This is a genomic window from Acinetobacter sp. yr461, from assembly GCF_900110445.1.
GTDB classification, from domain to species: Bacteria; Pseudomonadota; Gammaproteobacteria; order Pseudomonadales; family Moraxellaceae; genus Acinetobacter; species Acinetobacter calcoaceticus.
The window spans coordinates 87,778-111,570 of sequence record NZ_FODU01000009.1 but is presented as its reverse complement, the minus strand read 5'-3'; the positions used below and the strand labels follow the sequence as shown (position 1 = coordinate 111,570).

23 protein-coding genes are annotated in these 23,793 nt (G+C 38.6%); 9 read left to right on the top strand and 14 right to left on the bottom strand.

The annotated features are described in order from the left end of the window. Window positions 1-12: 12 nt before the first annotated feature. The 7 genes from odhB to sdhC form a co-directional block, all read right to left on the bottom strand. On the bottom strand, window positions 13-1,203 hold the full coding sequence (gene odhB / locus BMW38_RS13680) for a 2-oxoglutarate dehydrogenase complex dihydrolipoyllysine-residue succinyltransferase (RefSeq protein ID WP_003655463.1): 1,191 nt from the start codon (window positions 1,201-1,203) through the stop codon (window positions 13-15). Beyond that, window positions 1,203-4,043 (bottom strand): 2-oxoglutarate dehydrogenase E1 component, encoded by a 2,841-nt coding sequence (locus BMW38_RS13675; protein ID WP_004639167.1) that lies wholly within the window; start codon window positions 4,041-4,043, stop codon window positions 1,203-1,205. Before BMW38_RS13675 ends, odhB begins: the two co-directional genes overlap by 1 nt. 157 nt (window positions 4,044-4,200) lie before the next feature. Beyond that, window positions 4,201-4,329, bottom strand: coding sequence for a hypothetical protein (locus tag BMW38_RS13665; protein ID WP_002116082.1), 129 nt, complete (start codon window positions 4,327-4,329; stop codon window positions 4,201-4,203). A gap of 283 nt (window positions 4,330-4,612) precedes the next feature. Further along, window positions 4,613-5,323 carry a succinate dehydrogenase iron-sulfur subunit gene (locus tag BMW38_RS13660; protein WP_003655458.1) on the bottom strand — a complete coding sequence of 237 codons (711 nt, stop codon included), beginning with the start codon at window positions 5,321-5,323 and terminating at the stop codon, window positions 4,613-4,615. Window positions 5,324-5,337: 14 nt separating this feature from the next. Then, window positions 5,338-7,173: a succinate dehydrogenase flavoprotein subunit gene (gene sdhA / locus BMW38_RS13655; RefSeq protein WP_092708979.1), complete on the bottom strand. Its 1,836-nt coding sequence runs from the start codon at window positions 7,171-7,173 to the stop codon at window positions 5,338-5,340. 12 nt (window positions 7,174-7,185) lie between these two features. Beyond that, entirely contained in the window at window positions 7,186-7,551 is a 366-nt protein-coding gene (sdhD, locus tag BMW38_RS13650) for a succinate dehydrogenase, hydrophobic membrane anchor protein (protein ID WP_000833672.1), read from the bottom strand. Continuing rightward, on the bottom strand, window positions 7,551-7,952 hold the full coding sequence (gene sdhC / locus BMW38_RS13645; RefSeq protein WP_003655453.1) for a succinate dehydrogenase, cytochrome b556 subunit: 402 nt from the start codon (window positions 7,950-7,952) through the stop codon (window positions 7,551-7,553). The genes sdhD and sdhC overlap by 1 nt, the downstream gene beginning before the upstream one ends. A 943-nt stretch (window positions 7,953-8,895) precedes the next feature. Here sdhC and gltA point away from each other — a divergent pair. Next, window positions 8,896-10,170: a citrate synthase gene (gene gltA, locus BMW38_RS13635; protein ID WP_004789414.1), complete on the top strand. Its 1,275-nt coding sequence runs from the start codon at window positions 8,896-8,898 to the stop codon at window positions 10,168-10,170. An 80-nt stretch (window positions 10,171-10,250) separates the two neighbouring features. Here the strand turns inward: gltA and BMW38_RS13630 are convergent, their stop codons facing one another. Beyond that, the gene (locus tag BMW38_RS13630) at window positions 10,251-10,736 is read right to left on the bottom strand and encodes a DUF1289 domain-containing protein (protein WP_003655450.1); all 486 of its coding nucleotides are present in this window, start codon (window positions 10,734-10,736) and stop codon (window positions 10,251-10,253) included. A gap of 111 nt (window positions 10,737-10,847) precedes the next feature. Between BMW38_RS13630 and BMW38_RS13625 the strand changes: the two genes are divergently transcribed. Further along, entirely contained in the window at window positions 10,848-11,780 is a 933-nt protein-coding gene (locus tag BMW38_RS13625; RefSeq protein WP_092708976.1) for an oxygen-dependent tRNA uridine(34) hydroxylase TrhO, read from the top strand. 123 nt (window positions 11,781-11,903) lie between these two features. Here the strand turns inward: BMW38_RS13625 and BMW38_RS13620 are convergent, their stop codons facing one another. Together BMW38_RS13620 and BMW38_RS13615 are read right to left on the bottom strand one after the other, a co-directional pair. Next, window positions 11,904-12,428, bottom strand: coding sequence for a YecA/YgfB family protein (locus tag BMW38_RS13620; protein WP_017389737.1), 525 nt, complete (start codon window positions 12,426-12,428; stop codon window positions 11,904-11,906). A gap of 74 nt (window positions 12,429-12,502) precedes the next feature. Beyond that, on the bottom strand, window positions 12,503-12,709 hold the full coding sequence (locus BMW38_RS13615) for a PA3496 family putative envelope integrity protein (RefSeq protein ID WP_002116495.1): 207 nt from the start codon (window positions 12,707-12,709) through the stop codon (window positions 12,503-12,505). 358 nt (window positions 12,710-13,067) lie between these two features. Here BMW38_RS13615 and rpoD point away from each other — a divergent pair, with 358 nt between their 5' ends. The 6 genes from rpoD (at window position 13,068) to BMW38_RS13585 (ending at window position 19,647) form a co-directional block, all read left to right on the top strand. Next, window positions 13,068-14,951: an RNA polymerase sigma factor RpoD gene (gene rpoD, locus BMW38_RS13610; protein ID WP_092708973.1), complete on the top strand. Its 1,884-nt coding sequence runs from the start codon at window positions 13,068-13,070 to the stop codon at window positions 14,949-14,951. Window positions 14,952-15,048: 97 nt separating this feature from the next. Continuing rightward, window positions 15,049-15,336 carry a YbeD family protein gene (locus tag BMW38_RS13605; RefSeq protein WP_092708971.1) on the top strand — a complete coding sequence of 96 codons (288 nt, stop codon included), beginning with the start codon at window positions 15,049-15,051 and terminating at the stop codon, window positions 15,334-15,336. 204 nt (window positions 15,337-15,540) lie between these two features. Next, a complete protein-coding gene (lipB, locus tag BMW38_RS13600; RefSeq protein WP_092708968.1) occupies window positions 15,541-16,194 on the top strand; it encodes a lipoyl(octanoyl) transferase LipB in 654 nt (217 codons plus the stop codon). An 81-nt stretch (window positions 16,195-16,275) separates the two neighbouring features. Then, window positions 16,276-16,809 (top strand): hypothetical protein, encoded by a 534-nt coding sequence (locus BMW38_RS13595; RefSeq protein ID WP_003655436.1) that lies wholly within the window; start codon window positions 16,276-16,278, stop codon window positions 16,807-16,809. 1 nt (window position 16,810) lies between these two features. Next, window positions 16,811-17,995 carry an iron-containing alcohol dehydrogenase gene (locus BMW38_RS13590; protein ID WP_092708965.1) on the top strand — a complete coding sequence of 395 codons (1,185 nt, stop codon included), beginning with the start codon at window positions 16,811-16,813 and terminating at the stop codon, window positions 17,993-17,995. 266 nt (window positions 17,996-18,261) lie between these two features. Then, a complete protein-coding gene (locus BMW38_RS13585) occupies window positions 18,262-19,647 on the top strand; it encodes an APC family permease (RefSeq protein WP_080632411.1) in 1,386 nt (461 codons plus the stop codon). A gap of 37 nt (window positions 19,648-19,684) precedes the next feature. Here BMW38_RS13585 and BMW38_RS13580 read toward each other — a convergent pair whose 3' ends face one another. Continuing rightward, the gene (locus BMW38_RS13580) at window positions 19,685-20,245 is read right to left on the bottom strand and encodes a flavodoxin family protein (RefSeq protein ID WP_005036479.1); all 561 of its coding nucleotides are present in this window, start codon (window positions 20,243-20,245) and stop codon (window positions 19,685-19,687) included. Window positions 20,246-20,361: 116 nt separating this feature from the next. On the opposite strand from BMW38_RS13580, the gene BMW38_RS13575 reads away from it, so the two are divergent. Continuing rightward, window positions 20,362-20,742: a winged helix-turn-helix transcriptional regulator gene (locus tag BMW38_RS13575; RefSeq protein WP_005036475.1), complete on the top strand. Its 381-nt coding sequence runs from the start codon at window positions 20,362-20,364 to the stop codon at window positions 20,740-20,742. Between the two features lie 71 nt (window positions 20,743-20,813). On the opposite strand, the gene BMW38_RS13570 is transcribed toward BMW38_RS13575, so the two are convergent. The 3 genes from BMW38_RS13570 to BMW38_RS13560 form a co-directional block, all read right to left on the bottom strand. Beyond that, a complete protein-coding gene (locus BMW38_RS13570) occupies window positions 20,814-21,446 on the bottom strand; it encodes a hypothetical protein (RefSeq protein ID WP_092709013.1) in 633 nt (210 codons plus the stop codon). Window positions 21,447-21,462: 16 nt separating this feature from the next. Then, window positions 21,463-22,272 carry a DUF6502 family protein gene (locus tag BMW38_RS13565; RefSeq protein ID WP_092708962.1) on the bottom strand — a complete coding sequence of 270 codons (810 nt, stop codon included), beginning with the start codon at window positions 22,270-22,272 and terminating at the stop codon, window positions 21,463-21,465. Between the two features lie 85 nt (window positions 22,273-22,357). Continuing rightward, the gene (locus BMW38_RS13560; RefSeq protein WP_092708959.1) at window positions 22,358-23,548 is read right to left on the bottom strand and encodes a cupin-like domain-containing protein; all 1,191 of its coding nucleotides are present in this window, start codon (window positions 23,546-23,548) and stop codon (window positions 22,358-22,360) included. Window positions 23,549-23,793: the final 245 nt, after the last annotated feature.

The following is a 23,793-nucleotide window of genomic DNA, read 5'->3' as shown; positions in this document are numbered from 1 at the left end:
TATTCGAAGAAATTAAAGATCAAGGATGAGTTTAGCTGGTTCTTCTAACAATTCTTTGATTGCTACCAAGAAACCTACTGCTTCTTTACCATCGATCATACGGTGGTCATAAGAAAGCGCTAAATACATCATTGGCAAGATTTCAACTTGACCATTTACAGCCATAGGACGCTCTTGGATTTTGTGCATACCCAAGATACCAGTTTGCGGCTGATTCAAAATTGGAGTTGAAAGTAATGAACCGAAAGTACCACCATTAGTAATAGTGAAAGTACCACCAGTCATTTCTTCGATAGATAATTTACCATCGCGCGCTTTAGCAGCATAAGCACCAATACCTGCTTCAACTTCTGCATAGCTCATACGATCAGTATCACGTAATACTGGAACAACAAGACCACGATCAGAAGATACTGCAACACCGATGTCATAGTAACCATGATAAACAATATCATCGCCATCAATTGAAGCATTTACCGCAGGATAGCGCTTAAGTGCTTCAGTTACAGCTTTAACAAAGAATGACATGAAGCCTAAACGAGCACCATGGCGTTTTTCAAACGCATCTTTATATTGCTTACGCAATTCCATGATTGGCTTCATGTTAACTTCGTTAAATGTAGTTAACATTGCAGTTTCTTGAGTTGCAGAAAGAAGACGCTCAGCTACACGCTTACGTAAACGAGTCATTGGAACGCGTTTTTCGATACGCTCACCAACAGCTACGCTTAACGGAGTAACATTAGCAGCTGGTTTAGTTTGATGGTTTGCCACATCTTCTTTAGTGATGCGACCACCGCGACCAGTACCTTGTACGTCAGCAGCAGCAATACCAGTTTCAGACAAAGCTTTACGAACTGCAGGAGCTTGACCAGATACAGCTTCAGTGCGCTCAACAACAGGAGCTGCACCAGCTTGAGTTTGAGCAACTGCTTGCTCTACTGCAGGAGCAGCCGCTGCACCAGCACCAGCTTCAAACTGAGCAATCACTTCGTCAGAAAGAACTGTATCGCCTTCACCTTTAATGATTGCAACTAAGCTACCATCTGCAGGAGCAACCACTTCTAAAACAACTTTGTCGGTTTCAATATCACAGATTACTTCATCACGTGATACAGGTTCACCCACCTTTTTGTGCCAAGTTGCGATGGTTCCATCTGCAACAGACTCTGGGAATACCGGTGCTTTAATTTCGGTTGCCATTATTGAGAATCTCCTGATTGTTCAGCTTCGATTGCCAATGCATCATTAATTAGCTGAGCTTGTTGTTTTGCATGCAAGTACGGTGAGCCACAAGCTGGTGCAGCAGAAGCTTCACGACCTGCAAAACTGATACGGATTTGTTTGCCAGATTTTAAGATATCGTCGTATAAACGAGGTGCGATAAATAACCAAGCGCCTTGGTTCTTCGGCTCTTCTTGTGTCCAAACAAGTTCTTTCACGTTTGGATATGCAGCCAAGATTTCCGCAAGACGTTGTTCTGGATATGGATATAACTGTTCAATACGTACGATTGCGACGTTAGTTAAGTTTTGTTCACGACGTTTTTCGAGTAAGTCGTAATAAACTTTACCGCCACAAAGTACAAGACGAGTTACATCTGACTTATTAATTTGATCGATTTCGTCAATTACAGTCTGGAATGAACCATTTGCAAGCTCTTCTAAAGTAGAAGTAGCAAGTTTATGACGAAGTAAAGATTTCGGTGACATTACGATCAATGGCTTACGAATTGGGCGTACAGCTTGACGACGTAATGCATGGAAAATCTGTGCAGGTGTAGTTGGAGTGATCACTTGCATGTTATCTTCAGCACATAACTGTAAGAAACGTTCTAAACGAGCTGACGAATGCTCTGGACCTTGACCTTCGAAACCATGTGGTAACAACATTGTTAAACCACAAACTCGTTCCCACTTAGTCTCGCCAGAAGCAATAAACTGGTCAATTACAACCTGAGCACAGTTTACGAAGTCACCAAATTGTGCTTCCCAAATAATTAAGCTCTTAGGAATTGTAGTTGCATAACCATATTCAAATGCAAGAACAGCTTCTTCAGATAATAAAGAATCGTAAATTGCAAAACGAGGCTGGTTTTCTTTGACATTGCAAAGTGGGATATACGTTGAACCATCTACCTGATTATGCAATTTTGCATGACGGTGTGAGAATGTACCACGCCCAACGTCTTCACCAGTAATACGAACAAGGTAATCCTCATCAATCAAGGTTGCGTAAGCTAAAGTTTCAGCAGCACCCCAGTTCAATGCAATTTCACCAGTTTGCATTTTCACACGATCTTCAATTACTTTTTGTACTTGACGCTGCATAACAAATCCTTCCGGAAGTTTGCTCATGCCTTCGCCTAATTCTTTTAAGCGATTTAAGTCAAATGAAGTATCCCAATCGTCTGTGTAGTCATGGCCCAAATAAGGTGTCCAATCAACAAACATTTTCGTATTTGGTTCAAGTACTAAAGCATTTGCCACATGGTTTCCGGCTTCTAAATCTGCACGGTAATCTTCAACCATTTGGTCTGCTTCAGCACGATCAATTACTTTTTGTTGAACAAGCTGATCTGAATAGAGTGTACGAGTTGTTGCTTTTTTAGCAATCACTTGATACATCAATGGTTGTGTACCAGATGGCTCATCTGCTTCGTTATGACCACGACGACGGTAACAGAACAAGTCAAGCACAACATCTTTACGGAATTCGTGACGGAAATCATGTGCTAATTGAGTAGCAAAGATTACTGCTTCAGGATCATCGCCATTCACATGGAAGATTGGCGTCTGAATCATTTTTGCAACGTCAGTACAATATTCAGTAGAACGCGCATCACGTGGATCAGAAGTTGTAAAACCAACTTGGTTGTTCACGATAATGTGTACAGTACCACCAACCGTATAGCCACGAGTTTGTGACATCTGGAAGGTTTCCATGTTCACACCTTGACCTGCAAATGCAGCATCACCATGAACAATTACTGGCAATACATCATCACCGCCGATGTCTCTACGACGCACTTGACGTGCACGCACAGAACCTTCAACTACAGGACCAACGATTTCCAAGTGAGATGGGTTAAATGCTAATGCCAAGTGAACTTCGCCACCTGGAGTCATTACATTACTTGAAAAACCTTGATGGTATTTAACGTCGCCAGAACCTTTCTTATGAATAGCCTTACCTTCAAACTCGCCAAACAAGTCTGCAGGGTTTTTACCCATAATATTAACAAGAAGATTTAAACGGCCACGGTGTGGCATACCAATAACAACTTCTTTACAACCAACAGCACCAGCACGTTGAATTATTTCATTCACCATAGGAATAAAAGATTCACCACCTTCTACACCAAAGCGTTTAGCACCAACGTATTTATTACCTAGGAATTTTTCAAGCCCTTCTGCAGCGGTTAAACGCTCCAAGAACCCTTTCTTTTGATCATTTGTAAAATTAAGCTGACCACGAACACTTTCAAGACGTTGTTGAATCCAACGCTTTTCTTTTGTGTCCACGATATGCATATATTCAACACCGATTGAACCACAATAGATTGCTTCCATTGCTTCAATCATTTCAGCAAGCGTTGCTTCGCTTTTGCCAATCTCAAGATTGCCTGTGTTGAATACTGTGTCTAAATCTGATTTGGTTAAACCATGTGCTGAAAGATCTAAATCAGGAATATCTTCACGCTTAGCAAGACCTAATGGATCTAATTTAGCTTTTTGATGTCCACGATTACGATAAGCAGCAATAAGTTGTAAAACGCCAATTTGACGACGTTCATGCTCAGTACTTACCGTACTTTGTACAACAGGTTGAACACGATTAGCATTACGTCCTAGTAATAGGAATTGCTCACGCACAGCGCCGTGTGGTTGGTCACCCTTTGGATATTTATCGAAATATTGGCGCCAGTCCTCAGCTACAGAGGTTGGGGAAGACAGGTACTGCTCGTAAAGTTCTTCAATATACGCTGCACTATCAGCGGAAAGTTCAGTGTCAAGACGCAATGCGTCAGCAACTTCTTGCATTTGTGGACCCATTTCCTATTGCAAAAAATATTACAGGCTGCCTTTTAAGCACACCCATGATGCATAATGCCAAATTGGTAAAAAAGGCATTACTTACCCAACAGGTCTTTAAGACCATGGGGCGTCATACTACCTAGAGAGGAAACTCCATAGGTAATTAATGAATCACAACACCCTCAATGGCATCATCACTCACCTTATACTCGATTAAAACCGAGCAATTTTTTGCAAATCTTTTTAGAAAAATTAACTTTAAAATTAACTTTTCTAAAATGACTTTAACCATAAAAATTAAGCACAGATCTAAGATCGTGCTACTTAAATTAATTTCACTAGTATACGCTTTTTTCACCTATAACTTTGTGGCAAATCGTATCATGTTCTTAACGAACGATTGATTTTTTTGACACATACCACCTATAAACTGGCGAAATACATATGCGATTTTATCTTTTAATATATGGTGCAATATATAAAAACCTCATCTTTTTCGACCAAAGTCTAAAGTTTACATTATAAAGTTAAAAAAAAACGCACATCAAGGATGTGCGCTTTCTATTTGTGCAGAATTAACCCGCTTGATCTAATAGCATATTACGGATATGACCGATTGCTTTTGTAGGATTTAGACCTTTAGGACATACTGACACACAGTTCATAATACCTTTACAACGGAACAAACTGAATGGATCGTCAAGACGAGACAAACGGTCTGCAGTAGCAGTATCACGAGAATCAATAATAAAACGGTATGCATTCAACAATGCTGAAGGACCCAAGAACTTGTCAGGGTTCCACCAGAATGATGGGCATGAAGTTGAACAACATGCACAAAGAATACATTCATACAAACCATTTAAATGTTCACGCTCTTCTGGAGATTGTAAACGCTCTTTAGGTGGAGCTGGCTGGTTATTGATCAAGAATGGCTGAATCTTGTCATATTGATCATAGAATTGGTTCATATCAACAACCAAATCTTTAACTACCGGCAAACCTGGTAATGGACGAATTACGATTTTCTCTGGTAAATCATTCAGGTTTTCTAAACAAGCCAAACCATTTTTACCATTGATATTCACACCATCCGAACCACAAATACCTTCACGGCAAGAGCGACGGAATGTTAACGTTTCGTCTTGAACTTTCAATGCAAGTAATGCATCAAGCAACATACGGTGCTTATCAGTCAATTCAAGCTTGAAAGTTTGCATGTACGGCGCTTTATCCTTATCAGGATCATAGCGGTAGATTTCGAATGTACGAGTACCTCTACTCATCTTTATACTCCCGATTAGAATGTACGTGGTGCTGGCGGAATTGCATCAACAGTCAACGGTTTGAAGCGCACTGGCTTATATTCCAAACGGTTATCTGATGAATACCATAACGTATGTTTCATCCACTCATCATCACGGCGACCGTATGAATAAGTTGGGTGATCAGCTGGTAATTCATAATCAACTACAGTATGCGCACCACGACACTCTTTACGCGCAGCAGCTGAAATCAGAGTTGCTTTTGCAACTTCATACAAGTTTTCAACTTCAAGTGCTTCAACACGCGCAGTGTTAAATACTCTAGATTTATCTTTCAAGTGGATATTACGCACACGTGGCTCAAGAGCAAGAATCTCTTTTACACCCTTATCAAGCAATGCTTGAGTACGGAATACACCAGCGTGATCTTGAACGATATCACGAATTGCATCAGCAACTTCTTGAGCATTTTCACCAGAAGTTGAGTCATCCAACTTACGTACGCGAGCTAGTGTTTGCCCCAATACATCTGTTGGAAGTGGTGCATATTCATCACCATGATGCTTAGTTACGTAATCGATAATGTGCTCACCAGCAGCTTTACCAAATACAACCAAGTCAAGAAGTGAGTTAGTACCTAAACGGTTTGCACCATGTACAGATACACAAGAACATTCGCCAATTGCATAGAAACCTTTTACAGGTTTAGTGTAGTTGTCTGTACCCACTTCAGGTAAACACACCTGACCATGCATATTCGTAGGAATACCACCCATTTGATAATGGATTGTTGGTACTACAGGAATCGCTTCTTTTGTGATATCGACGTTCGCGAATTTTTTACCAATCTCAAATACAGATGGTAAACGCTTCATGATTGTTTCAGCACCCAAGTGAGTCATATCAAGTAAGATATAATCACCTTTTGGACCACAACCACGACCTTCTTTAATTTCTTGGTCCATAGAACGTGAAACGAAGTCACGTGGAGCCAAGTCTTTTAAAGTCGGTGCATAACGTTCCATGAACGGTTCGCCGTCTTTATTACGAAGGATTGCACCTTCACCACGACAACCTTCGGTCAACAATACACCAGCGCCCGCAACACCCGTTGGGTGGAATTGCCAGAACTCCATATCTTGCAATGGAATACCAGCACGAGCAGCCATACCAAGACCGTCACCAGTGTTGATATAAGCATTTGTTGATGCACGGTAAACACGACCAGCACCACCAGTAGCAAATAATGTCGCTTTTGCTTGGAATACTGAAATGTTACCAGTTTCTTGGTCAATCGCTGTTACACCAAGAACATCACCAGCTTCGTTACGGATCAAATCAAGAGCGATCCACTCAACGAAGAATTGAGTACCCATTTTCACGTTGCTTTGATAAAGCGTGTGCAATAATGCATGACCTGTACGGTCGGCAGCTGCACAAGCACGTGGAACTGGTTTATCACCATAGTTAGCAGAGTGACCACCGAACGGACGTTGGTAAATTGTACCATCCGCGTTACGGTCAAACGGCATACCCATGTGTTCAAGTTCATACACAACTTTTGGTGCTTCACGACACATAAATTCAATTGCGTCTTGGTCACCTAACCAGTCAGAACCTTTTACTGTATCGTAAAAATGGAAATGCCAGTTATCTTCTTGCATATTACCTAACGACGCACCGATACCACCTTGAGCAGCTACAGTGTGCGAACGTGTCGGGAAAACTTTAGTCAGTACTGCAACCTTCAAACCCGCTTGAGCGAGTTGGTAAGATGCACGCATACCAGAACCACCACCACCAACGATAACTGCATCGAAAGTGAGGTTTTGAATATTTGAATAATCTTCTTTAGGGGTTATCGCGCCCATGATGTCTTCCTATCAATTCGCCCAGAAAATCTGGATACCCCAGATTGCGTACACAAACACTGCAATAATGACAGCCGTCGTCAGTACAAGGCGTAAACCTTTCGCTGAAGGACCCATTTGACGAGTAGTGACATAGTCAGTAAAAACTTGCCACATACCAATCCATGCGTGTGCGATGAGCGATAAAATTGCCAATAAAGAAAAAATCTTCATTGGTAATGTCATCATGAAACCAGCCCATTGTTGATAGTCAAATCCGCCTTTGCAGAGAATCCAACCAAAAAGAACAACAGTATAGGCTGCTAGTACAACCGCACTTACACGCTGGATAAACCAATCACGAGAACCTGAACCAGTTAAACCTGTAGCACTTTTCATTAGAACATAATCCATACAAAGGCTGCGATAATGGCTACCACAGATAAGATCAATGAAATTGTCGCTGCAATACGACCACTTTGCAGTTCTTCAGCAAAACCTAAATCTGCAAGTAAGTGCTTCACTCCAGCAATAAAGTGGAATAATAAGCCGGCTACAAATACCCAAACGATAAAACGTACAAGGATATTTCCAAACACGACATTTTTAACGTAGTCAAATCCTTCTGGTGAAGATAATGATTTATCTAAAATCCATAATAGAACTGGTACTAATAAGAAAACGATGACACCTGATAAACGGTGTAAAATTGATGCAATAGCCACGGGTGAGCGTAAATTTACCGCTAACACCTGACCCATGGACAAATTGACAGGTCTGTTGCTTTTCACAGCGGGCATCCTGTAGGTAGAAACTCCGACCGGAGTTTGTTGAATTAATTCCAAGGAAAGCTGGCATTGTTAGGCAAGCACAGCTCATGCCTAACCTATAAACGACACTGAATTATAAAACGCGAAGTATCAAAATACAAACAATCAACTTTCCCATTTAAGCAAAAAACAATTAAATAAGAATCATTCACAATGATATCACCCTATTCACCCTATTAAAAAGGTATACATAGTTCCATCATGTTATTGTTTAAAATAACTTTTTATTTAATTTCATTTTTTCTGAAATTTCTTTTAAATAAGTAAGTTTTAGACTAAAGATAAAGTTATAAATTCATCATATAAATAGAAAAATGTTAGTAACTCCTCATATTTTCAATAAAAGCTACAATTCAAATAAGTAAACGTACTTATATTCAACCCAAATCAGTCAACCTAAAATACATTTGAAAAAGCAATTTTTACTAGAAATAAGAGTTTTTATTATTTTAATGCAGTTCAATTAGCTATTTTTTATACAATTAAACTTAAAAAAACACCAATATTCTTTGTTACAACTCAATAAAAATAGAGTTTTTTTTGATTAGCAATTTGAAATTACACCATGAGTTTTATGATTTTTTTAATTGGATTGGCATTTTCTACCGACTTGTCATTTTTAATCTTAATTTTAAAATTTGCTTACAATTGTACTCATCCTTCATTTTTTTTCTGCACGTTCTTGTTGAATTGACTTATTATACGATCCCGATGCAGTGATTTTACTGACTTTTTTTGCTCGGGTCTTGATGACTAACCCTCTGTGGGATCGTCATTTTTTATCCATAAGTATAATTGACAAAATTTCAGTACTCACTAATCTTATAGCAAATTTTGACAGCGTCTGATTCGCACATGAGAACATTAGGATTTCGGGTCAGATCAACATTCACCAGGACAGGAGATCTATTGAATGTCTGAAGCAAATGGCAAAAAAGCCGTATTACATCTTGATGGCAAAGAAATTGGATTACCAATCTACAGTGGCACTTTAGGTCCAGATGTAATTGATGTCAGCAGCATATTGAAAGAAGGTCATTTTACTTTCGATCCTGGTTTTATGGCGACAGCTGCATGCGAGTCTAAAATTACGTTCATTGATGGTGACAAAGGTATTTTATTACACCGCGGTTACCCAATTGATCAGTTAGCAACTCAAGCAGACTACCTTGAAACTTGCTACTTGCTATTAAATGGCGAGCTCCCAACTGCTGAACAAAAAACAGAGTTTGATGCCAAAGTTCGTGCTCACACTATGGTTCACGATCAAGTTAGCCGTTTCTTCAATGGTTTCCGTCGCGATGCTCACCCTATGGCAATCATGGTTGGTGTTGTTGGTGCATTATCTGCGTTCTATCACAACAACCTTGACATTGAAGACATCAATCACCGTGAAATCACTGCGATTCGTCTCATTGCAAAAATTCCAACACTTGCTGCTTGGAGTTACAAATACACAGTAGGTCAACCATTCATCTATCCACGTAATGACTTAAATTACGCGGAAAACTTCTTACACATGATGTTTGCTACCCCTGCTGACCGTGATTACAAAGTAAATCCTGTTCTTGCTCGCGCAATGGATCGTATCTTCACGCTTCATGCTGATCACGAACAAAATGCTTCAACATCTACAGTACGTCTTGCTGGCTCTACTGGTGCAAACCCTTATGCATGTATCTCTTCAGGTATTTCTGCACTTTGGGGACCTGCTCACGGTGGTGCAAACGAAGCTGTACTTAAAATGCTTGATGAAATCGGTAGTGTAGAAAACGTTGCCGAGTTCATGGAAAAAGTAAAACGTAAAGAAGTTAAACTCATGGGCTTCGGTCACCGTGTGTACAAAAACTTCGACCCACGTGCAAAAGTCATGAAACAAACTTGTGACGAAGTTCTTGAAGCATTAAATATCAATGATCCTCAATTAGCGCTTGCTATGGAACTTGAGCGTATTGCATTGAACGACCCGTACTTCGTTGAACGTAAACTTTACCCTAACGTAGACTTCTACTCAGGTATCATCCTTAAAGCGATTGGTATCCCTACAGAAATGTTTACGGTAATCTTTGCACTTGCACGTACAGTAGGTTGGATCAGCCACTGGTTAGAAATGCACAGCGCACCTTACAAAATTGGTCGTCCTCGTCAGCTTTATACTGGCCCGACTCAGCGCGATATCAAACGTTAATATTCGAAAGAAAATTAATGATAAAAAAGCTGCCTTCTGGCAGCTTTTTTATTGAGATATCTTCAATCCAATCTACAAACCTATTCTTCGTCAAACACACTTAATAAGTGATGACTAATTCCATCAGCTCTCAACCAAGCCAACTCATAACTCGCTTTAGCTAAAGCTAAAACACGCCTTTCGAATTCAACCCATATTGTTTTGACTTGAGGCTCTGAAATGCCCAAACCACTTTCTGTTGCCAGATGCTTATTTTTTTCACATATTTTTAAAGCGTGATAGAGCTTACGACCTTTGCTCGCCCCTTCCATCAGCCGAACACGTTTACTTAAAATAAATCCTTCTACATGCTGCAAGTTCGCATGAGGTAACATGGGCACTAGGATTTGATTCAACTGATCATCTAAGCGCCTCCATACAGCCAAACGTTGCTCTGCTGTATAAGTATTCCATTGAATCACTTCATGGTTAAAACGACGACAACCACGGCAAACCTGATCACCAAAAACTGTTGAACAACGCCCTGCACATGGGGTGAGAGAGAGCATTCGATGATCACTACTCAAAACCGACTCCTTAAATAAACCATATACTTTTTATGGTTTTCTCGCTTATTACAACTTTTCGCGCTAAAATATGCGCCTTAAATTTCTATCTTAATACATTTGGAGTTTTCCATGAACGCTACTGTAGAACAGCTTGCACCTGTAGAACAGCAAGCGACCGCGGGTTGGGTTGTTGCAGCACTATATCAATTTAAAGAAGTTCAAGATCCTGCCGATCTTCAACAACATTTATTAGACTTAGTGAAAACAATCAACCTTTGCGGAACTCTGATTGTAGCAGGTGAAGGAATTAATGGTACTGTTGCTGGCGATCGTGTAGCAATTGATAGTCTCTATCAATTTTTACTCAATGAAGGTTTTGCCTCTATGGAATATAAGGAATCTCATAGCTCTGACAAACCTTTCCGTAAAATGAAAATTAAACTTAAAGAAGAAATTGTGACTTTAGGTGTTGAAGTTAAACCCCGTGATTTAGTGGGCCACTACCTTGAGCCAAAAGAATGGAATGATTTAATTGCACGTGATGATGTAATTTTAATCGATACACGTAATGATTATGAATATAAGGCAGGTACTTTCAAAGGTGCTATCGACCCTAAAACTGAAACATTCCGCGAGTTCCCAGAATACGTTAAAAAAGAATTAGAACAGCATAAAGATAAAAAAATTGCGATGTTCTGTACAGGTGGTATTCGCTGTGAAAAATCAACCTCTCTACTTCTTCAAGAAGGATTTACAGAGGTTTATCACCTTAAAGGCGGTATTCTTAAATATTTAGAAGAAACCCCTGCCGATGAAAGTTTATGGGAAGGTGAATGTTTTGTTTTTGATGGCCGGACTGCTGTAACTCATGGTGTCGAAGAAGGTGTAAATGTTAAATGTCATGCTTGTGGTTGGCCTTTGACTCCAGAAGAGTCTGCTTTACCAAGCTATGAACATGGTGTTTCTTGTGTGTATTGCATCGACAAGACAACTGAAAAGCAAAAAGCTGGTTTCCGTATGCGCCAGTCACAAATTGCGGCTGCAAAACGCAAACGTTTATAAGACTCTATAAATAGCGTTCAGAAGGCATTTAGATTTCTAAGTGCCTTTTTTATCTTTATATAAGTAAATTTATCGCAATAAAAAACGCCCTAGAAAGGACGTTATTTACTTAATTTTTAAAGTTTAATTTGGCGTATGATACATCAAGTATAATTCATTCAAATTATCTGGGATTTCTTCTGCCAGTTCATCCATTAACTGTCCATTACGACGGAAAGATTCCATCTGTGGATCTTCTTCATCAATTCCACTAAATACCATCATTGGTAAAGTTAAATCAATTAATTGTTCTTCATATTCAGGAGCAAACCATGCCTCTTCATTTAAGAACATTGCATCAACAAATCCCACACTCCAGTCGCCTAAGCTAGATTCAACATCAGCTTCTTCAACTTCAAATGGAAATGCAATTCCATTTTCATTTGCTAAATCTTGTCGAATTGACTCCAACCACGCCTTGATTTGCTGAATAATTTCAGCAGGAACCTTCTTATGGTTATTATCAAATAGCTCATCTAACCAACGGTCAAACTGAGGGCCTACTGCAATTGCACACAGAAAGCCATGAGTTGCAGCGAAATCTAAACCATACTCATTGTGGTCTCCATCTAGATATTCACTTAATTGGTCTAAATCTAACGCACTCATTGTGTTACCTGACTATAAAAAAGAAATCTACGATAGCATAGCATTTAAGCTGACGATGCCCTATTCAGATTTGATTAGTCTTCATCATCAAGATCATCATCGTCTAAATCATAATCAAAATCTTTCAACTCACGCTCTAAACGGCGTTGAGCTAATAGATCATCGATTAATCTACGTTTTTCTAATGATTCTTTCGCAGTGATTTTGCCTGATGACTCATCAAAACCGACATCATCATCATCACCGTAGTTATCATCTAGTTCAAAATCTGTAGAAGACACTAAAACTACCTCTAATGAAAAAATGTGAATGGGTCTAGGCGCTATTTATCTCTCTTACAGAACCATGTCAAGTTTTATTTATATTTTTTTCATTAAACTGCATATTTGTACTTTTTTTCACCCGAAAAATTGTGTATTTATAAAACTGAACTATTTTTTTGATCAAGAAAAAATTCTATGATCTTTTCCATAATTTAAGCTTGAAAAAAATGATTTTAGCCCAATATCCAAAAAACAGACGTGAATTCAAAGATATTTTTTATTTAACGGTTACCGATCAAATCCAAAATATTTCAAGCAAATTGTGCTATCATGCACGGTTTTTCACTGCCACAGATTCAACGAAGAGTAAGCAAAGATGAGCGATATGCATTCCCCTACTTCTCAAGTAGCGGCTCTGATTAGCCGAGGCAAAGAACAAGGTTACTTAACTTACGCTGAGGTTAACGATCATCTGCCGGACTCGATTACTGAAAGCGAACAGATTGAAGACATTATTCAAATGCTTCAAGACGTTGGTATTCCTGTACACGAGCGTGCACCTGAATCTGACGATACCATGTTCGGTGAGTCAACTGAGACAGCCGATGAAGTTGCTGAAGAAGAAGCTGCTGCCGTACTTGCATCGGTTGAAAATGAGCCTGGACGTACGACAGACCCTGTACGTATGTACATGCGTGAAATGGGTACAGTTGAACTGTTAACCCGTGAAGGTGAAATCAGCATTGCAAAACGTATTGAAGAAGGGATTCGTGATGTCCTTAATTCAATTGCGTACTGGCCAAATGCTGTTGAAGTTGTATTAAAAGAATATAATGATTTCTTGACTGGCGAACGTCGCCTTGCCGATATTTTATCTGGCTATCTTGATCCAGAAACTGACGAAGATATTCCTGAAGTTCTAGAAGAAGAAACAGAACTTGAGGAAGAAGAAGCGCCAGCTGCACCAGCAAAAGAAGTTAAGCTTGACGATGATGAAGAAGATGAAGAGTCAGAAAGCGACGATGATTCTGAAGGTGAGTCTGGCCCAGACCCTGAAGTTGCAAAAGTTCGTTTTAATGAACTTGAAGCTGCATGGACTAAAACAAAAGCTATTATTGAGAAACATGGCCGTAACAGCCCAGAAGCAGATGACGCTTTAGAAGCTTTAGCTACTGTGTTCATGATGTTTAAATTTACACCACGTTTATTTGACATCATCTCTGAAATGATTCGTGGTACACATGAGCAAATTCGCGCTAACGAACGTGAAGTTATGCGTTACGCAGTTCGTCGTGGCCGTATGGATCGCACTCAATTCCGTACATCTTTCCCTAAGCAAGAATCAAATCCAGCTTGGTTAGATGAACAGATTGCTAAAGCCCCTGCTGAGATCAAGGCGCATTTAGAAAAGGTTCGTCCAGATATTTTAGCATTCCAGCAAAAGATTGCAGATATTGAGAAAGAACTTAATTTAAGCGTTGCTGAAATTAAAGATATTTCTAAGCGTATGGCAATTGGTGAAGCGAAAGCACGCCGTGCTAAGAAAGAAATGGTAGAAGCCAACCTTCGTTTGGTAATTTCGATTGCGAAGAAATATACCAACCGTGGTTTACAGTTCCTTGACTTGATTCAAGAAGGGAACATTGGTTTGATGAAAGCAGTAGACAAGTTTGAATATCGTCGTGGTTATAAATTCTCGACTTATGCAACTTGGTGGATTCGTCAGGCGATTACCCGTTCGATTGCCGATCAGGCTCGTACAATCCGCATTCCTGTGCATATGATTGAAACGATTAACAAGATCAATCGTGTATCTCGTCAATTGTTACAAGAAATGGGCCGTGAACCGACACCTGAAGAATTAGGTGAACGTTTAGAAATGGACGAAGTTAAGGTTCGTAAGGTACTTAAAATTGCCAAAGAACCAATTTCAATGGAAACTCCAATTGGTGATGATGAAGATTCGCATCTTGGTGATTTCATTGAAGACCAAAACATCACTTCCCCAATTGATGCTGCGACTTCAGAAGGCTTAAAAGAAGCAACACGCGAAGTACTTGAAAACTTAACTGAACGTGAAGCAAAAGTCTTGAAGATGCGTTTTGGTATTGATATGCCAACCGATCATACACTAGAAGAAGTGGGTAAGCAGTTTGACGTAACACGTGAACGTATTCGTCAGATTGAAGCGAAAGCGTTGCGTAAATTGCGCCACCCTTCTCGTTCTGAACACTTACGTTCTTTCTTGGAAAATGACTAAGTTTTGAAAGCTTGAAATTTCAAAACCAAGCCCCATTTAATAGAAAGAGCTATAAACGCCTGCGATGATGCAGGCGTTTCAAATCATGAGGTAACTTATGTTAGACCGCACTCCATCTCGCGAACTACAAGAACATCTTTGGGTATTTCCGATGGATTATCCAATTAAACTTATTGGCGATGCGGGTGAAGAATTACGTGTTGCTGTACTCGACATTTTGGTAAAACATTTTCCAGACTTCGACCACTCAACACTAAAAGTTCAAGAATCTCGCACCGGCAAGTATCATTCTTTAACAGCACAATTGCGCTTTGAAGAATTGGAACAAGTTCATGCACTTTATGCTGACTTGGCTGCTTGTCCGCAGATTAGAACTGCGCTTTAATTTTAAGTTCTTCAATCAATACCACAGTCAGACATTCTTACTGTGGTATTTTTTTTGGAAATTTTAAAACCAATCTATCGTGAAAAAACCATACAAATATTTAGAATTCCTCTTATAAAATCCTTTAAAATTACAAGGTTTTCGGCTTCTATCTTGCAGATATTAACTGGCGCCGCATGAACTAACTTATAGGAATTTTTTGTGATGAGCCTTGATAAACCCAACTTGATCATTCGGCAATGGAACGATTTACAAGATTATCAAAGCAAATTTGAAACCATGAAACTCTTAACAAACGAGCGTAATGAAGATACGCCTGATGAGCTATGGTTACTTCAACATCATAATGTATTAACTCAAGGTCAAGCTGGTAAACCAGAACATATCCTAATTTCATCAGACATTCCTGTAGTACAAACTGACCGTGGCGGGCAAGTGACTTGGCATGGTCCAGGTCAACTTGTCGCTTACTTCATGTTTGATCTTAATCGTCTAAAATGGAACGTACGCACATTGGTCAGTTTTGCTGAACAATTCATGATAGATGTTTTGAAAAAGTATGGAATTGAAGCTTATGCCAAGCCTGATGCACCTGGAGTATATGTAGATGGCCGCAAGATTGGTTCCTTAGGTTTTAAAATTCGTCGTGGCCGTAGTTACCATGGATTAGCACTAAATCTGGACTGTGCCTTAACTGGGTTCCAGACCATCAATCCTTGCGGCTATGCAGGTTTAGAAATGGTACGTATACAAGATTTAGTGACTCCTTATCCATCATTTGGTCAACTTTGTCAGGACTTTATTGAGTATATTAATAGTACTGGGTACTTTAATGACCCTAAAGTCAGATATGAATAAATCGCTTTGCGATGAAATAAAAATGGATTAGAGTAATTACTCTAAATTTGCTTTCGCATAATTTTAACAAGGGATACGCGAGTGATTTCGACAAAAGCGGTAAAGCCGACTCTGCAACTTGCCTACGTTAAGCTCATGATGGATGTTATTGGTCGTGGCTTAGTCATGGCAAGTCAAGTGGACAATGAAATACAAGAGGAAGTATCTAAATTTCCTGTTCACTTTGTACTTTCAATGAATGTTTTCCCAAATGGACCAGCATTTTTTGCTCGAGTGACAGAAGACAAACAGTTAGAGCTACTTGAAAGAGCTGAAAAAAAACCAGATTTAACGATTACATTCAAACATGTCACTCATGCTTTTTTAGTGTTTTCTTTTCAAGAAAGTACTGCTCAGGCATTTGCTAATGACCGAATGATTGCCGATGGTGATGTATCTGCTGCGATCCGCTTGGTACGCTGCCTAAATAAAATGGAATCTCTTATTTTACCTAAATTGGTTGCTTCCCTAGCAGTCAAAGAATACCCAACCGAACTTACCCTAAAAGAAAAATTCAACGAGGCTGCAAATATTTACTTAAAAGTAGCCAAGTCCTATTTCAAGCGGAGCGCATAACATGGCCAAACCATATTACGAATTTTTTTGTCCTGTAAAAGTCATTGCTGGTAATGCTGCGCTAGAACATATTCCGTTTGAGCTTGCGACTTTAGGTGCAAAACGTCCTCTTATCATTACAGATAAGGGTGTTCGTGCAAATGGATTATTAAATCCGATTGAGGCTGCATTTAGTACGACTGATGCTGTCATTGGTCATGTTTTTGATGATGTACCACCTGACTCTAGTTTAGAAGTCGTTCGCCTTGCAGCAGAAGCTTATCGTGCAAACAAATGTGATGCGATTATTGCTGTAGGTGGCGGTTCAGTCATAGACACTTCTAAAGCAACCAACATTTTGGTGTCTGAAGGTGGAAATGATTTATTGCAATATGCAGGTGCTCATAATCTACCGAAACCATTAAAACCATTTTTTGTGATTCCAACAACTTCGGGTACTGGCTCAGAAGTGACTATGGTCGCTGTGGTTTCAGATACCCAAAAGAATGTTAAGTTAGCATTCGCTTCTTATTATTTAATGCCACATGCTGCAATTTTAGATCCACGCATGACGCTTACATTGCCTCCTCATTTAACTGCAATGACAGGTATGGATGCTTTAACCCATTGTGTTGAAGCATATACATGTATGGCTGCGAATCCATTAAGTGATGCTTATGCAAGTGCGGGAATTAAGAAGATTAGTGAAAATCTATTTAATGTCTTAGAAAACCCAAATGATGCTCAAGGCCGTTTAGAGCTAGCTCAAGCTTCAACAATGGCAGGTATTGCATTTTCTAACTCAATGGTCGGCCTAGTTCACTCTCTAGGGCATGCTTTAGGTGCTGTTGCTCACCTGCCTCACGGTTTATGCATGAATTTATTCTTACCATATGTGCTTGAATATAATAAACAAGTAAATGGTCAGAAAATTGGTGAGTTATTATTGCCACTCGCTGGTGCAGATATTTATGCACAAACGCCAGCAAGCCAGCGCGCAGATAGAGCAATTACGACTATCTTAGCAATGCGTGATCGCCTATTTACTTTAACAAAGTTACCACGCACTTTACGTGAAACAGGTAAAGTAACTGAGGCACAGCTTGATGAAGTTGCAGAAAAAGCACTAAATGATGGCTCAATTATTTACAACCCGAAAGAAGCAAGCTTAAAAGATATCCGAGATATCTTAGAAAAAGCTTGGTAATTCGACAAGTCAAACTCCAAAAAGCATCATAAAGGTCTGATTTATATATTAAATCAGACCTTTTTTATGAATAAGAATTTTTATACATTATTTTATTTAGAATATATGGCAAAAAATTTGCTAAAAAATAGATGAAAGTACTGACAATTTATATCAATTTAGGATAGATTGGCGCACTTTATCTTTTTCTGTAGGGGGGATCGTTCGTCTCAAACGATCCTTAACACCAAGCTGATCCTTGATCAACGATTATGAGGATAACGCCGTTGACAAATTTATCTGGGACTAAACCAACAGCTAAGCTTCAAAAGAATCTTGTGCTTTGGCATATTGTTATTATTGGTTTAGCTTACATTCAGCCATTAACGTTATTTGATACTTTTGGTTTAGTGTCAGAACGAAGTGGTGGTCATGTACCAACTTCCTACATTTTTGCATTAGTCGCAATCTTATTAACATCGATCAGTTATGGACATATGATTAAGCGCTACCCTTCTTCAGGGTCGGCCTATACGTATGCTCAAAAATCAATTCACCCTAATGTTGGCTTTATGGTGGGTTGGTCTTCTTGGTTAGACTATCTACTGTCACCGCTTGTTAATATTATCTTGGCAGATATTTACCTAAGAGCTCTTTTTCCAGAAGTAAATAACTGGTTATGGGTTATTGGTTTAACAACGCTCATGACTGTTATTAACTTATTTGGTGCACGATTTGTCGCACGTTTTAACAGTACGATTGTTGTTATTCAGCTTGGCGTAATTTTTTATTTCGTTTATCAGGTATACATTCTACTTACTCAAGGTGTATATGCAGATGGAACTTTAAACCCAGATAAAGCAGCATTGTGGTCATTAACTCCTTTTTGGAACGATATGACGTCTGTCAGTTCTTTAATTGCTGGCGCGACCGTACTCTGCTTCTCTTTTACCGGTTTTGATGCCTTATCTTCTCTTGCTGAAGAAACAAAAGATGCAGAAAAAACGCTACCAAAAGCTATTTTCTCTACAGCATTACTTGCAGGTATTATTTTCATTGTAAGTACTTACTTCATCCAATTATATTTCCCAAGTAACCCAAACACTTACTTTAATCCTCTAGATGAATCACAACCTGTGATGGTCGCTGCGATTGGTAGTCTGATGTTTAAAACTTTGGTTTTATATTTTGCTGTAGTCGCTGTGATGGCATCAGGTATTTCTGCCCATGCGGGTGTGTCACGTTTAATGTATGTGATGGGACGCGATGGGGTCATCAACAAGAAATTATTTGGTCATATCAGTCCAAAATTGCATACTCCAACTTACAACATTCTTATTGTTGGTGTAGTTGCTTTATCTGCTGGCTTTTTAGATCTTGAGCATATTGTTAACTTGATTAGTTTTGGTGCCTTAACTGCTTTTAGTTTTGTTAACTTCTCTGTGATTTCTCGCTATGCATTAAGAGATGGCAAGAATAAAACGCTTAAAGACATCATCAATTATATTGTTATACCAACGCTTGGTTTTGCCAGTGTGTTTATGATGTGGTTAGAGATTGATAAGCTTGCCTTACAAATTGGCTTAGCTTGGGCTGTTATTGGTGTAGGTTATCTTGCCTATAAAACCAAAGGCTTCAAATATAATGCTCCGCAACATAACGAGCATGAGTAATAAAAAAGGCGCTTAAAGCGCCTTTTTTATGGTCAAATTAACCGTAAATTTTATTCACAATGCTTTGTACACGTTGAGCATAAACTTTTGCTGTTTCCAGATCACCTGTCGGAATTTCTTCCACACTTGCATCTGAAGGCGATTGAACTAAAAGCCCTACTGAACCGCCTAAGTTGTTTACATCTTCACGTGTTGCATTTTTTGTATTTGCTGGTAATAAACCAAGGCTTACCCAAATCCCACCATGTTGTGCTGCTAAAGTTTGTAATTGGATAAGAGTTACTTGCTTATCCCCATTTAAGCTCGCGCTGTTTGTAAAACCTGCAAATACTTTATCTTGCCAGCCACGTGTAAACCATACTTTTGAAGTTGCATCAGCGAACTTTTTAAACTGCCATGGCGCTGTACCCATATAAGTCGGAGCACCAAAAACAATCCCCTTCGCATCATTTAATGTCTGCCAATCTTGATCAGTAATATTTCCCTCCTGATCAATCTGAATGAGCTGAGCATTAATTTCGTTTGCAAACGTTTCAGCAACAACTTTAGTGTGGCCATAACCAGAGAAATATACAACCGCGATATTAGAGTTAGACATGGGAGCAAACCTTTGTTTTATTAAATTCCACTTTATGATATATTTTAGAAACTAGGTGTCAATTAGTTACTAGTTGGTAACTAGTGTAATTTTTCAAAAAATTATAGGTAAATGGTATGAATGAATGTCTAAAATATAATATTTTTCAACAACATTGCCCTGCTCGTCTATTTTTTGAAAAAATTGCAGATAAATGGGTTTTATTGATTTTAAATGTTCTTGAAGAAGAAACTCAACACTTCAATTTGCTCAAAAAGAATATTCAAGGCATTTCCCCTAAAGTCTTATCACAGAAGTTAAAAATGCTGGAAAGAGATGGTTTCATCGAGCGTAAAATCCAGAATACATCCCCAATTCGCGTTGATTACTCACTTACTTCTTTAGGGCAAAATGTAGCTTCAATGGCGTTCCAATTAAAGGAATGGGCCGAAACCAATATTGAACAGGTTTTAGCAGCCCAAATAACTTATGATGAAAAAGTACTAGAACAAGCTTAACTCATACTTTCTTTAAAATTTTATTAAACCTTATCGATTAGGCTTTGTTCTTATCTTAAAGGTGACTCAACTTAATTGATTTTAATCGGATCAGGTGGCGCACTTATTTTAAATTGAATCGTTAAAGGTTCGCATTGTTTTAACTCCTGATTATTTTTCAAATAGGTACTTTCTAGACCATATTTCCAAGTACCATTCATGACTTCAAATGCAGGATAATTGACAATAAAAGTTTTTGTTTCACCTGATTGATACTCATATATTTGAGTCCCTTTACAATCATTTTCCGGGTAAGAACGTTTGGTATTTCCAAGTAAATAAAGTTCTAAAGGTACATGACAAGCAGGTTGTCGTTCTTCTATTTTTTCTGGGCCCATATTCGTTTGAGTAATCTGTAAAGCAAGAGTACCGTTTAGCGTTAACTGTTGTGCGTATTTAAAAACTGTTTCTTTTTCAATTGGTTCTCTTGTTACATTATTAAGAAATTCTAATTTACGATGCAAACCATTACAGTCATCTTCACTTGGTGCAGGTAACCAAATTTCATTATCTTTTGAGTCACCTTTATTTCCATCGGCCGGGGTTTCATAATCACCTGGTTTACCGGGTTTAGTTGGATATCCTGACCCACCCAAACTGGCACCACCTGCGAATAAATCCTCTCCGCAAGCAGTCAAAAGGCTGCCTATCATAATGAAGCTCATGGATATTATTAATTTTTTATAAGTTGTTTTCATCATATTGATAAGCTCCGAAACGGAAAGTTTTGGTTGCCCCCTCTTTACCTTCATCGAGTGCACAACGTTCAATGGCTAACTTAAGTATTTGTAGTGATAGATCTTCCCACAAGCGTAAACTTGCGTCTTTGAGTAAAGTGATCGATTCATCTGTTAATTCATCAGCAAAAATTGCTTGTTCTAAATAGGGCTCTTTTTCTGGCTGAAATAAATTATGAACTCCGGCAGCTAAATGTGCCTCTAAGTTATTCGTTAATAATTTTCGAACCTCGAATTGCTCAACATCAGGCATAAAACTACGCTGCTGCAACATCACAAGGCCATCTTCTTCTTTCACAATGTTCAAACGCTCAAGTTCGTTCAGAATAGATCTTGGATGTTTTTCAGTTGAAATTTTCTTTACCAAACTTTCAAAGCTAATCTGATTTTCACTAATAAAAGGAATTTTTTCTGCTAATCCCTCTGCAAGCCACAAGCCAATCACCCGAGCAGGAACACTTACTGGCTCTGCTACTTTTGCTTCTGTTAAAGGTTGCCCAGCCTGCATTGCCTTTTTAAATGCATTCACGTCTTTGCGATGTAACCCTGAAAGTAAACTGACCGCTGAATCAGTTGGCTTTTGTTCTATACGCTCTAGCTCAGTTAAAGCCTGTTGATAGAAAATAGGTTTTAAAGCAGTCACAAAGTCGTTATATCCCACTCCTGAACGAATTAACCATTGCGTCAGGTATTCCATTAACATTAATACCTGCTTTTGATTAAGTTCTGCATTGTTCGTTTGGAGTGTGGTCATAGGGTAACAATTTTCCTTCATATTTGAAAAACAGTATGGGCTGAGCAATTGTCACACTGAACGGTTTAAGATGCAATTTTCATTCTTAGACCTCTTTTGGAAACCGATCAACATAATGATTTGGCGCATTAAAATGGGTAAAAGAAATACTGATTGAGACATCTAAACTTTCTACACTATGCCACCAACCAATGGGGATAAACAAAGCCTCCCCAGCATTCAAAATACATTCCACTGGAGTGATTAATCTTGCCAAGGGATATTTTTCAAAATCAATTTTATTTGCATTACTTAATTCGCTAAACACCCAATGATCGTTATATAGATGAGGAACTTGTAAGGCAGGAATTAAAGTTACTTTTTTGCGTCCATAAATTTGAACCAACATATTATTCGTTAAATCATGATGTAATGGCGTAAATGTTCCTTTAGGTCCAAACCATAAAAAACTACGCTCATCTTTTAAAGCCAAGTCGCAATAACCTTCTGCAAAATTACCAATATCTAAAAATAGCTCTTGAAGCATCTGATGGCTGTTAGTCGCATTATTTGCAGTCATATAAAAATCATTACTGGCATCAACTGACATAACTTTTGATACAAACTCTGACATCTTCATTTTCTGTTTTAGTGATGGAGAATGTCTTTCAAACTGTTCATCTAAATTTCTATTCATCTGAACTTCAACTGAATGATGGCCAAATTTAGAAGCAAAATATTGCGGAGACCATTTGTGCAAAGCTGGCCAATGTTCTATTCCTTCTTTTAAAATCACAGGACGGTGTTGACTGTAATAATCTTTAATAAAATCTGAGAATATTGGCGCAGGGATTGAAGGTATTTCTTTACAATAATTAGAATCTAGCTGGGCCAGTTGGTCTAAAGTTTCTATTAACCATTCACGTTTTTTAAGTTGATGATGCTTTTTCTTCAAAATTTTATATAGCTGATTATTTTCTAAATTATTTAGATATTCTTTTACTTTTAAACCATCATGCCCCTGCTCTATTAATATTTTTACTATTTCCTCAGACGTAACCTCATTTAAAACTTGTTCAATGATCCATTCTTGATCATGATCCGATAAAGTCTGAAATTTCAAATCATTCATTTCAAATCTTGGCTCAAATCCATTTGCTTTTAACACATCGACTAATTGTTCAATTCCACACCCTTTTTCTAAATTTTCTTCAAGCCAGTTTTTCCATTCTAATGGCAACTGGTCAAACCATTTTTGACTTTGTTCGAATATTTCAATTTGATTATAAGCTGCCATGTTGAACCTTTTTTCAAATTTGATCTTTACAACTGCATTATAATTGATCTATTTTAAAAATGTTAAATTTTCACATTTTTAATAAAAAAAGGGTTCATGTGATGAATAACATAGTAAAAGGAAGCAGCATTGCTTTGATTTTTATAGCTTTAAGTGGGTGTGGGTCTGACGATAATGATTCGACACCGACACCGACACCAACACCAACACCGACACCAACACCAACACCAACACCAACACCAACA